Source organism: Hymenobacter sp., from assembly GCF_036387835.1.
In the GTDB taxonomy this organism is placed as follows: Bacteria; Bacteroidota; Bacteroidia; order Cytophagales; family Hymenobacteraceae; genus Hymenobacter.
Window position 1 is genome coordinate 1 of sequence record NZ_DASVSY010000039.1, and the last position, 11442, is coordinate 11442.

General features: G+C 52.7%; 9 protein-coding genes and 1 rRNA gene. 2 read left to right on the plus strand and 8 right to left on the minus strand.

Going from position 1 to position 11442, the window contains the following annotated elements; genetic code table 11:
- Nucleotides 1–325: 325 nt before the first annotated feature.
- On the minus strand, nucleotides 326–2482 hold the full coding sequence (locus tag VF639_RS07570) for a biosynthetic peptidoglycan transglycosylase (protein ID WP_331145290.1): 2157 nt from the start codon (nucleotides 2480–2482) through the stop codon (nucleotides 326–328).
- A gap of 160 nt (nucleotides 2483–2642) precedes the next feature.
- On the opposite strand from VF639_RS07570, the gene purB reads away from it, so the two are divergent.
- Nucleotides 2643–4007 carry an adenylosuccinate lyase gene (gene purB / locus VF639_RS07575; protein WP_331145291.1) on the plus strand — a complete coding sequence of 455 codons (1365 nt, stop codon included), beginning with the start codon at nucleotides 2643–2645 and terminating at the stop codon, nucleotides 4005–4007.
- Nucleotides 4008–4162: 155 nt separating this feature from the next.
- Nucleotides 4163–5260: a glycosyltransferase family 9 protein gene (locus VF639_RS07580; protein ID WP_331145292.1), complete on the plus strand. Its 1098-nt coding sequence runs from the start codon at nucleotides 4163–4165 to the stop codon at nucleotides 5258–5260.
- A 71-nt stretch (nucleotides 5261–5331) separates the two neighbouring features.
- Here VF639_RS07580 and VF639_RS25460 read toward each other — a convergent pair whose 3' ends face one another.
- The 7 genes from VF639_RS25460 to rrf form a co-directional block, all read right to left on the minus strand.
- Nucleotides 5332–5613, minus strand: a complete 282-nt coding sequence (locus tag VF639_RS25460; protein WP_422653670.1) for a DUF7079 family protein — start codon at nucleotides 5611–5613, stop codon at nucleotides 5332–5334.
- An 8-nt stretch (nucleotides 5614–5621) separates the two neighbouring features.
- A complete protein-coding gene (locus tag VF639_RS07585; protein WP_331145293.1) occupies nucleotides 5622–6749 on the minus strand; it encodes a glycosyltransferase in 1128 nt (375 codons plus the stop codon).
- Between the two features lie 79 nt (nucleotides 6750–6828).
- Complete coding sequence (locus tag VF639_RS07590; protein WP_331145294.1) at nucleotides 6829–7797, minus strand: glycosyltransferase family 2 protein; 969 nt, start codon at nucleotides 7795–7797, stop codon at nucleotides 6829–6831.
- A gap of 28 nt (nucleotides 7798–7825) precedes the next feature.
- Nucleotides 7826–8359: a DUF4199 domain-containing protein gene (locus VF639_RS07595; protein WP_331145295.1), complete on the minus strand. Its 534-nt coding sequence runs from the start codon at nucleotides 8357–8359 to the stop codon at nucleotides 7826–7828.
- 50 nt (nucleotides 8360–8409) lie between these two features.
- Entirely contained in the window at nucleotides 8410–8937 is a 528-nt protein-coding gene (locus VF639_RS07600) for a DUF4199 domain-containing protein (protein ID WP_331145296.1), read from the minus strand.
- Between the two features lie 54 nt (nucleotides 8938–8991).
- Nucleotides 8992–11052, minus strand: a complete 2061-nt coding sequence (locus tag VF639_RS07605) for a BatA domain-containing protein (RefSeq protein ID WP_331145297.1) — start codon at nucleotides 11050–11052, stop codon at nucleotides 8992–8994.
- 296 nt (nucleotides 11053–11348) lie between these two features.
- Nucleotides 11349–11442 (minus strand): 5S ribosomal RNA (gene rrf / locus VF639_RS07610); the annotation flags it as partial.

Genomic DNA, 11442 nt, shown 5'->3' on the forward strand with positions numbered 1-11442 from the left:
TCCAGGAAGCAGTACATTGCAACGGTCTGTTCGCGCATGGTCAGCAGGAGTTGAAGGGGTCGAATACTTCAAACCTAGTCTGTTCTTGCCGAACAGACTTTTTTTCTGCCTCCCCTATACCCCGCAACTTGAGTTAGCTAATTAGAACTGCTTAAGAAACCTTTTGAACCGTCTTGCGTCCGCGCAGCCGGAGTCGAAGCATCTCGCGTGCTGACACTAGGTTAGTAATCCAACGAAGCGAGCGAGATAATCCGACAAGCGGACGCCAGACAAAGCAGGACGGTCGAACCACTCCTTAAAACAGCCATATAATACCAACAACCGCTTACGGCTTGGGAGTGGGGTTTGGGGTGCCGCCGCCTTGCTCGGCCGGAATATTGGTGTTGACGCCGGCATCAGGGGCGTTGTTGCCGCCGAGCAAGTCAATCAGGTTCAACGGCTCAAACTCTGTGGAGTCGGAAGGCTGCGTGATGCGCACGGTATCACGCACGGCCCGGAAAATTGAGCTGTGGGCGCGGCCGGAGAAGTTGAGGGAATAGTCCACACTCTCGTAGTCGCCCTGCGAAATCAGGCCCTTGCTGGCCATGAGCTTAGCAATCAGCCGGTGGAAATACCGGGCGCTGCTGCGCATCTCGCCATACTGATTGAACGAGCGTTGATAGTACTTAGGCCGCGGAATGATGCTGGCCAGGTACAAGCACTCCGACAAGTTCAGGTTGTCGGGCGCCTTGTTGAAGTAAAATTCGGAGGCTTCGCTCGCGCCGTATACTTTCGGGCCCCATTCGATAATGTTCAGATATACCTCGAACATGCGCTGCTTGGATACCAGACGCGTGTTTTCCAGCAGCCACACAATCAGCGCTTCCTCTATCTTCCGAGTTACTGTTTTCTGGCGGGTCAGAAACACGTTTTTCACCAGCTGCATAGAGATGGTGCTGCCGCCGCGGGCGAAGCGCTTCTCTTTGATGTTCTGGATAGCTGACTTCACGAACGCCTTTTCCATGAAGCCTTTGTGCGTGAGGAAGCGCGGGTCCTCGGCCGTCATGATGGCCGCTTTCAGGTAATCCGACACCTCGTCGTACGCTACGAATTCCGGATTGGAAGGGCCAACAGCGAAGGTTTTAATAGAATCGCCCTTGTCGTTGTAGGCGGTGTAGTAGAACTCCTGGTTGAGCTTGTTAAGATCTTCCCGCCCCATGCGGGTGATGCGGAAGTTCTTAGGCGTCAGCCCCGACGAGAACCGCAGACTGTCGAGCTGGTTCATGTCCAGGTCGAGGTGCATGCGGTATTTCAGGGTGCCTTCGCCTTGCATGCCGGTTAGGGTATTGAACATATTCTCGGGCAGCGCCGCGAAAAACGTGTTGGCGGGCGTTTCGGCCGACACAACGTCGGCTTTCACCTGCAAGCCGGCCAATGCCTCGCGGCGGTTGCGTAGGCCATTAATCATCTTGCCCACCACGCGCTGATTGAGCGGCAGCTTACGCACGCTCACCACCGGAAAGAACTCCATTCGGTTGAGCGTCACCTTAGTGCCCTCGTCCAGGGCGGCAAAAGCCTGACCTAATCGGGCTACAAAGTCGATGCCGCCGCGCGGAAAACGCACGTCACGGTCGGAGAGCCGCGGATGATTGACAATAAAATTGGCGGCCGAAGCCGTGCCCCGGACCGTCAGTTCCTCGTCCGATAAATCTTTGTCGGTTAAGCTGAAGCGCAACGTATCGAACTGCACTTTGGCGCCGTAGCGCCGCATCACATACGGCAGCGTCACCGGCCGCCGGCCTAACCCGAATACTTCAGCATTCAAGGCATAGTCGCCGGGCTCGATGTGGCCCTGCACGCCCACGCGGTTTTCCACCGAATCCACCACGGCCGTTAGCTCGCCTTGAATGTCACCATCCTCGATAGCTAGCTGCGGCATCACAATACGAGCCTGGTGGCGCGGGCTGGTGTAGGTGACCAGAAAATTCTGGAAGTTTGCCTCACCCGGCACGTTGTCGAAGCTGGCTTCCAGTAATTGATTGACCAGTAAAGCATAGTTAGTGCCTTTGGTGGTGTCGCGCGGCACTGCCGGCTTGGCGCCCTTCTTTTTATAGAGGAAAGAGAAATTGTCGGAACTAGCAGTTTTATGGGCCGTGAGGCGCGCATCACTGATTTCGAGGTTGCTGAACACCGGCCGACCCGCAAATAACGACCGCACACCCAACGATACCGTCATTTGGCGCGCTTGAAGCAGGGTATCGGTTAGGTTGGCTTTGGGCACCAAGCTCATGCCATCGATGCGCACGGTCTTCAAATTCGTGAAGCGGGCTTCGCCTAGGGTGAGCGTTACGGGGTATCTGCGCTCAACCTTCACTTTCACCTGCGCCAGAGCGTACGTCAGCAGCGCCTGGCGCTTGAGTAAGAAAACCGTCAGCCCTACGGCCAGCAGCGCCGCGACAATACCAAGGGCAATACCTATTTTTTTCTTTGTTGCTGAAGTCACGCGAACAGTCGGAGAGGAAACAATTTCGTGGCTGTGCCTGGCCAGATTCATGCCAAATCAGCCACCGCCCGAGATACAAAGGTAACGAAAAACGCCGCGCCGTTCAGGCTGCGCGTGGCCTTTCGCTACCTTTGGCGCTTCAGGCTAACTCTTTCACTGCATGTCTACTGCTGCTGACTACTCCACTCTTACGCCCCTAACCGCTGTTTCACCCCTCGACGGCCGCTACCGCCGCCAAACCACTTCGCTAGCTCCCTACTTCTCGGAGCTGGCGCTGATTCGGTACCGGGTCTTGGTGGAAGTGGAATATTTTATTGCGCTGTGCGAGTTGCCGCTGCCTCAACTCCAAGGGGTCGACCCCAATCTATTCAGTGCGCTACGCGGCATCTACACCAGCTTTTCGGTAGCCGACGCCGAGGCCGTGAAAGCGCACGAAAAAATTACGAACCACGACGTGAAGGCAGTGGAGTATTTCCTGCGCGACCGTTTTATGGCACTTGGGCTCGGCGGTTATTTGGAGTTCATTCACTTCGGCCTCACGTCTCAGGATATCAACAACACGGCCATCCCCCTGAGCTTGCAGCACGCCCTTATTCACACCTTGCTGCCGGCGTATGCGCAGGTGCGCAACCAGCTGGCCGAGCGCGCTACGGAGTGGAACGCCGTGCCCATGCTGGCCCGCACCCACGGCCAGCCTGCCTCGCCCACGCGCTTAGGCAAGGAAATTCAGGTGTTCGTGGCCCGCCTCGATGCGCAAGTGGTGCTGCTAGGCCAGGTGCCATTTGCCGCTAAGTTCGGCGGGGCCACCGGCAACTTCAATGCCCACCACGTCGCCTACCCCCACCACGACTGGCACCAGTTTGCACAGCAGTTTGTGGAGGGCCGCCTAGGCTTGAGTCGCAGCTTCCCCACCACTCAAATAGAGCACTACGACCATCTGGCTGCCCTTTGTGATGCTCTGAAGCGCCTCAACACCATCCTCATCGACCTAGCCCGCGACGTGTGGCAGTACATAGCTATGGGCTACTTCCGGCAAACCGTGAAGGCTGGCGAGGTTGGTTCCTCGGCCATGCCCCACAAAGTAAATCCTATTGATTTCGAAAATGCCGAAGGCAATCTAGGCTTGGCGAATGCCGTGCTGGAGCATCTGTCGGCCAAACTGCCCATTTCCCGCCTGCAGCGCGACCTTACTGATTCCACCGTTCTGCGCAACCTTGGCGTGCCACTAGGCCACACGCTCATTGCCCTCGCTTCTCTGCAACGCGGCCTCAACAAGCTAGCCCTGGACGAGGAAACCCTGCGCCGCGACCTGGATGCCAACTGGCCCGTAGTGGCCGAAGCCATCCAGACCATTTTGCGCCGCGAGAACTATCCGGACCCTTATAATGCCCTTAAAGCCCTGACCCGCACCGGTAGCGCTATTTCGGAGGCTACCATCCGAGAGTTTGTTGAAACGCTGGACGTGCGGGAGGAAGTGAAACAGGAGCTGCGCAATATCACGCCGGCAAACTACGTGGGTATCTAATCGTCCATTGAGAGACCATCCACAAGGGCTTTTTTTAAGTTCTTCGATTCCAGGAAGGCCAATAATTCTATATCAACGGTTCAGATAACTGTTACGCCATACAGTGCTGAACATCAAGTGAGCCATTTATCTTCGCGGTTCCTAACTGCGCTTCCATGCCCAACCTGCACGGCACTACCGTCCACCCTGACTGCCGCCACTTTCGTGGTGATGTTCCCTGCCGCCCCAACAAAGAGCATGGCTACGTGTGTGCCGACTGCCCGGTGTATGCGCCTGTCCAACAGCGGATTCTTATTATCAAGCTCGGGGCCATTGGCGACGTAATTCGCACAACCCCCTTGCTGCGCCGGCTGCGCCAGGAATATCCTGCCGCTAAAATCACTTGGCTGACTCTCACGCCCGCCATCCTGCCGCAAGGCGCAATCGATGAAATTCTGAAGTTGGATTTGCCGTCAGTTCTGCACCTGCAGGCTCGCGAGTTCGATCTGCTTTTCAACCTCGATAAAGACAAGGAAGCCTGCGCCCTACACGATACTATCCGGGCCACGCACAAGTTTGGCTATAGGCTGCATCCGGTTGGGGTGGCTTGGCCGGGCAACGACCTGGCCCAGCACAAGTTCCTGACCGGCGTATTCGACCAGCTAAGCCTGGCCAACCAGAAGCCCTACGTACAGGAAATCTTCGAGCTATGCGGCTTCGTGTTTCGGGGCGAACAATACGTTTTCGACACCCACGAAGACAAGGGTTACAACTGGAATGCCTTGCCCCAGGGCCGGCCCCGCATCGGCCTGAACACCGGCTGCGGCGACCGATGGACCACCCGCTTATGGTCGGATGAAAAGTGGGTAGCCTTGATTACGCAACTCCAACAAGCCGGCTATGCTCCCGTCTTGCTCGGCGGCATTGCCGAAGACGAGCGAAATCAACGTTTGCACGCGGCTACGGGCGCCCCGTATCCCGGCACCTTCCCGCTAGAGCAGTTCATCAACCTGATGTACCAGATGGACGGCGTCGTAACGCAGGTAACCATGGCCATGCACATTAGCATCGCCCTGGCCAAGCCCACCATTCTGATGAACAACATCTTCAATCCTTACGAATTCGACCTTTACGGCCGTGGCCAACTCGTACAGCCCGACCGGGAATGTGTTTGTTTCTATCGGGGCACCTGCAAGCTCGGTACCAGTTGCATGGAAGATCTGCCGGCGGAGAAAGTATTCCGGGCGGTGCAGGAGAGTGTGCCACTAGGATAAGTAGCCCGCAATTCTTGTCAAACTCTGCTTCGTATAAGAATCTATCCACCAGAGCCAGAGCTTTCGGGAGCCTAGCATACGGTGGCGGGGCCTGTGTAATGGGAGGTGATACGTTCTGTTAGCCATTCAGGGTCCCAACCCTCCCATTCGCCTGCTATGCTTAGCAAGTTGCTCCACAAAGCAGGCCCTACTTCATCGTAATTTATTCCTTGGATTTCATGCCAAGTGAGTCCACTAGCTGTTATTTCGGCTGCTATCTGTTGAAAGTCAGAATCTTGTAACTCGGTATCCAGATAGAGCTTTGCTAGTGCTACCCACACTAGGCGCCGCCGCTCTAACTCCTGTATGCGCATAAAATAGGTTAAAGTCCTGCTACCTCCTTCAATGCGCCTACCATTTCGCTCCAGGAAAACAACTTTTTTTGCTCTCGTACACCGGCTGTAAACTCGGCTTCGCGGTGCTGTTCGTAAAAATCCACTAACGCATCGGCAATAGCTTTTGCAGCTGGTTTCACGACATACCCCACTTTGCCGTCCGGAATTAGCTCGGCTAAGCCGCCTACATCGGTCACGAGCATGGGCCGCTCGAAGTGGTAGGCTATTTGAGATACCCCACTTTGCGTTGCGTTTTTATAAGGTTGTACTACTATGTCAGACGCACAGAAATAATCCACTACCCGCTCGTTCGGAATAAAGTCGGTGGCCCGAACCAAACGGCTTTCCAGATTATGCTGCTTTACCAGCGCCTCGTAAGGTGTTGCCTCTTCATAATACTCGCCGGCTATAATCAACTTGATGGGTAACGCCGCCAACCGGGTGTCGGCAAAGGCCTCAAGCATGATATCCAATCCTTTATACGCCCGAATAAAGCCGAAGAACAGCAAGTATCGGAATTGCGGGTCGAGTTGCAGGGCCTGCAACGCTTCTGCCTTCGATTTCAGCGGCCCGAAATTATCATAAAGCGGATGAGGCTTGTATTGCGCTGGTTGCTTGAAATGCAGGCGCCGTAAGTCGGCCAGCACCGCCCGGCTCATGGTCACAAACCCGTGGCAGGCAGAGAGAAAGTAACGCGTAAATGGCCGGTCACCGGGGCGCTTCTCGTGGGGAATTACGTTGTCGGTAATGGCCACGATACGGGTATGCCGGTTTGCCCGGATGCGCCGCGCAATAGTCCCTAAGGCGGGGCCCATAAAGGGCAGCCAGAACCGGAAGACTACAAGGTCCGGCTTCTCCCGGCGAAGCTTCTCCCCTACGCGCCACCAAGTCCATGGATTTACCGAGTTGATGCTGACTTCAATAGGCAAATCAGTGGGCCCTGCTTCCGTGCTAAACTGCGTCTGACCAGGAAACAGAAAATCAGGGTATTGCAGTGAAAATGTCACCAGTTTCACTTCGTCGCCCGCTTCGCGAAAAGCGCGCGCCAATCGTTCGTTGTACGTGGCGAGTCCTCCACGCAGCGGGTATGCCGGACCAATGATGACAATTTTCATTTAACATCTATCACTTACCATCTATCATCTAACAGCTGTGCTATCAGGGGCGAATAGCACGGCCACTGAACGATAAGCGTTAAGTGTTAACTGATTGGTGAATGGAATTTACCCGGTCGCGCACCAAATAGTCGTTGCGGTTGGGTCCATTAAGCTGGATCAACTCTGCTAAGAAGCCCGTCAGGAACAGTAGTACTCCAATTATTACGGCTACCAGAGCCAAGAAGAACAGGGGCTGATCGGTTACGTTACGGGCTTTCAGGTTGTGAAAAGCCAAATACACTTTCTCCCCCACCAACCACAGCGTGATCAGCATTCCGAGCACAAACGACAAGGTTCCCATTGTTCCGAAGAAGTGCATCGGCCGCCGCCGAAACCGGCTCACAAATGTGATGCTCATTAAATCAAGGAAGCCATATACGAACCGTTCCAGCCCGAACTTGGTGACTCCGTACTTCCGCTCCTGATGCTGCACTACCTTCTCGCCAATCTTGCGGAAGCCGGCCCACTTGGCAATAACTGGAATGTAGCGGTGCATTTCGCCGTACACCTCTATGCTCTTCACAACCCGCTGGTTATAGGCTTTCAACCCGCAATTGAAGTCGTGCAGCCTGATACCCGAAATCCAGCGCGTTACGCCGTTGAATAGCTTGGTTGGAATGGTTTTCGAGAGAGGATCGTAGCGTTTTTGCTTCCAGCCGCTCACCAAATCGAAGCCATCTTTGGTTATCATCCGGTACAGTTCCGGCAGTTCCTCTGGCGAGTCCTGCAAGTCGGCGTCCATGGTGCATACCACCCGCCCGATTGTCTCACGGAAACCCACATTCAAAGCGGCAGACTTGCCATAGTTGCGGTTAAAGCGGATTCCTCGCACATGCGTGTCCGTTTCCGCCAGTTCCTCAATCACTTCCCAAGAGTTATCCGTCGAGCCGTCATCAACCAAGATAACCTCGTAGGTTAGCCCGTTCTGCGCTAGTACCCGATGGATCCAGCTGGTTAGCTCCGGCAAGGACTCAGCCTCGTTGAGCAACGGGATTACGATAGACAACTCAACTGGAAACGAATGCGAAAGGCGCTTACTCAAACTCAGGGCGGTTGTGCTTTGTAAAAATGGAGACAATAAGCCCTACTATCACCCCTCCTATTGCACTTGATAGAGTGGCTTTGCCAATCTGTATAGGAGACTTTATCTTCTCATCTGACATATCAGCCATGCCTTTTTCTATTTGCTCTTCCGGGATACTGCCAAACGAGTTCATCCAAGCCTCAAAGTCTGTCCGCATCCGGAGAGCATACTCTGGATCAATGAAATTGACATATATATAGTTGAACAGACCACTCATAACACCTGATACCAAGGATAGAACCAGCACAATCATTACTCCTTGGCCGTACCGCATAAATCCGCCATTCTGCTGTTTAAAATATCGATGTGCCATAATAATACCCACTATATATACCAACAAACTAGTGGGCAGATATAAGGAATACTTGAAAGACAGACCGGTAGCACGAAATATAAAATCGATAATTAACCAAATTAAACCTGTAATTAAGCCGTAACGGATTGCAACGGCATTAGCCGAAACAGGAGTAGCAGTGTTTTCCATGACAAAAGCAATAAGAAGGTTTCTGGCAAGAAAAATACGCATTCCACTATCTACTTCCGCAAGAATATTCCCCCCGGAATACTGATCAGCAACCCAAGCAGAAACTTTCGCACATAATCATCAGTGGCCAAGTCTTGAGCTGTGTAAGCCAAATTGCGGTAAGCCTGCTCGTATTGCTTACGGCCGTTCTTTTCTTTTAGAAACATGGGCTTGGCTTGATCCAGCAAATGCCGCATTTCAGCTAAGTGCCGGGCAATAGGTTCCGGCCCTGTGCTTCGTGCAAAAGTATACACGCCAGTAGCCGACACGACCGATGCGAAAAGCGTAATCAGTAACCCCGTGCCAATAGACCGCAAGAGGCCCGGCCCATCAGGTTTGAAATACCGTCGAAGCCTCCACTGACCTAATACCACAGCTATTGGTGGGACAAAAACAGCCATCAAGCGCTTAGGACCATAAGGGTTATTGCCAGCTAAATACAGCCCCACCACCCAAAGAATACAAACTATACCCGCGCCCGCGCCATAGAGCAGGGCAGTGCGCAACACGGGTTTTTCCGGCGAAATAGAAGCTTCCAATCTACCAAGACTAATAAGAGGGCAAGATACGAGGACTTCGGTTACTCATTGCCGTTAGGCTGCCACAGCCATCGGCTCAACGGCTCTAACCTGCCGAAAGAAACGAAGTAACAGTACTTCCGCTAGCAAACATGCCAACGCCGCCCACAAGCAATATTGCCACAGTGGCGTACCAACCCGCTCAGTCCGGTACTTTGCCGCCACCGACCCGCCCGCACTCACGTCATACACTTGTATGTTAGGTCGATTTGTTCCTATGAGTTGTCGTAAATCGGCAGCCGAATAAGTTGCCAATTCCGATTCGCGTTTATCGAAGTTGAAGGCCACTGTAGCAATGGCCTGACCATTGCGCGTTAATTTATAGAAGCCAGGCACTCGCATTTCAGCAGGTACATCGAACCGTAGCATACCTGCTTGCAGCCGTTGATTTGGAATAAATGTCGAGCTGTCCTTACTTAACTTAAATACCTGCTCAGTTTCTTTGGCCGCTGTAGCTCTTTCGGCTACATTCAGAGCAATTGTGCTTTGGTTCAACCGGTAAGCAGGCTGTTGCTGACGCTGATAGCTCTGCATAGCAAGGCGGTACATCACGGGCACAAACAAAGCATGTTGGGTGAAGTCTGAGTAAACATCATCGAACGGTGCCGCAAACAGATATACAGTACCCTTACCGCTAGAATAGCTAGCTAGGAAACCATCTCCGTCGCGCATCCGCATTATATCCGCCCCTGATCGTGACCAACGCAAAATCGGACTTACTTTCGGCATAACTGGCTGTCGATTCTGCGCTCCAAACACATCCTTAAAAAAAGGATTTTGAGTTGTAGGCACCGCTACTTCACGCAATACAGGGGCTGCTCCTAGCTTTTCCCACTGCACCGGTCCAACGCCCAATTCCTCAAACAACTGATCATATGAAGCGCGCCCTGCCGCTCCAGCCGGTGGTACTATCACAACAGAGCCACCCCTCTGCACCACTCGCTTCAAACTTTCTCGCAACCCAACATCGACTCGCTCTTGATCTTGAATTACGATTAGGTTCGCGTCTTCTACCTGTCGATAATCTGCACTACCTGGCTTTGCAGCCGCATACGAAAACAATGGCTCGTTAGCGTATAGCTGACGTGTAGCAGTAGCCTTGGTTGCTACATCTAAGACCTTGATTTTTGGTGAGGGCTGTAATGTGAAATAGAAATTATTATCGAATACAACCGGATAGTCCTCTAACTGAATTTTGCATTGAGTCAGTTGCTCTCCTTCTAACCTTACACGAACAGTAGATGTCACAGCCTGATCAAGTGGCACTGTTGCCCTGAATACAGCTGCCTGCTTTTCTCCTATGTAAAGCTTCGCTTGGCAATTATTAACGGCGACATTCCCACCGTTCCGCAGGCGGATATGCAGCAACATGTCCGTATTACTTCGGACGAATGCGTCATCTAACCACACACTGTCAACAAAGACATTCTGCACCTCTTTACCTTCTACCGGCACGAGAAACACCTGCTGCGTAGAATCCAACTTGCTCAGCGCTTGGATTGAGAAGCTATTTTTCTGAAAGTCTGAGAAAACAAAAGCTTGCTCAGCACTCCTACCTTCTCTTTGTAATCTTATAAGATTGCTGCTTACCGTATTCCCCTGCCCCGAAACCTGCAATTTATCGATGGCCTCCTGATACGCAGCAGTTGAGAGCGGTTGGGCAAGTGCACTTGGAATTACAAAACTTGTAGTAGCAGGATAGGCTGTGGGTAGTTCCCTAGCCTGCTTAACAGCTTGCTCGAATAAAGATTGCTCATCATTTACTCCAGCCTGCATGCTAGGTGAAGTATCAACTACAACGCCCACCAACGTCTTAGGATTCGTGTCTGCTACCGGGGCTGGTATGTATGGCTGGACAAACATCAGCACCAAGAAGGTCAGAAAACCAACCCGTGCTAACAACACCAACAAATGCTTAAGCTTACGTTGGCGCGCGGTTACTAACTTGACTTCTCTAATAAACCCTACGTTGGTAAATAATACCCGCTTTGGTCGCCGAAGTTCAAATAGGTGAATCGCTATCGGAATTGCCAACGAAAGCAAGCCTAACAGGAACCATGGATAGGTTAGAGCCATAATACTCTTATGTGTTTGTGTAAATAGACACAATATTTGCCCCGAAAACGCTCCTCAGCCATTAAAAAAGCTTGCTATTTCTTTTGTTATAGTTCCTAGGCATAGCCAACCAGGAAAACATGAACTGCTTACTCCTCACCCTGAAAATGATAATTGATTCTTGAAACAGGCTTAGGTCATGATTATCTATAAAAAAGACGCAGGCTTCTTATAACCCGCGCCACTTTTACCAACAGCTATAAACGCAAACCGCCCCTCAACGGCAGAGAGCCGGAGGGGCGGTTCGTGTACAGTAAGGTTGGCGGCGACCGACTCTCCCACCGATGAAGGCAGTACCATAGGCGCTCCGGGGCTTAACGACTCTGTTCGGAATGGGAAGAGGTGAACACC

What these genes read in the sequence shown, in the direction of transcription:
- purB (WP_331145291.1), top strand. Translation starts at nt 2,643, where the DNA reads ATGTCTACTGCTGCTGACTACTCCACTCTTACGCCCCTAACCGCTGTT.
- VF639_RS07580 (WP_331145292.1), top strand. Translation starts at nt 4,163, where the DNA reads ATGCCCAACCTGCACGGCACTACCGTCCACCCTGACTGCCGCCACTTT.
- VF639_RS25460 (WP_422653670.1), bottom strand. Translation starts at nt 5,613, where the DNA reads ATGCGCATACAGGAGTTAGAGCGGCGGCGCCTAGTGTGGGTAGCACTA.
- VF639_RS07585 (WP_331145293.1), bottom strand. Translation starts at nt 6,749, where the DNA reads ATGAAAATTGTCATCATTGGTCCGGCATACCCGCTGCGTGGAGGACTC.
- VF639_RS07595 (WP_331145295.1), bottom strand. Translation starts at nt 8,359, where the DNA reads ATGGAAAACACTGCTACTCCTGTTTCGGCTAATGCCGTTGCAATCCGT.
- VF639_RS07605 (WP_331145297.1), bottom strand. Translation starts at nt 11,052, where the DNA reads ATGGCTCTAACCTATCCATGGTTCCTGTTAGGCTTGCTTTCGTTGGCA.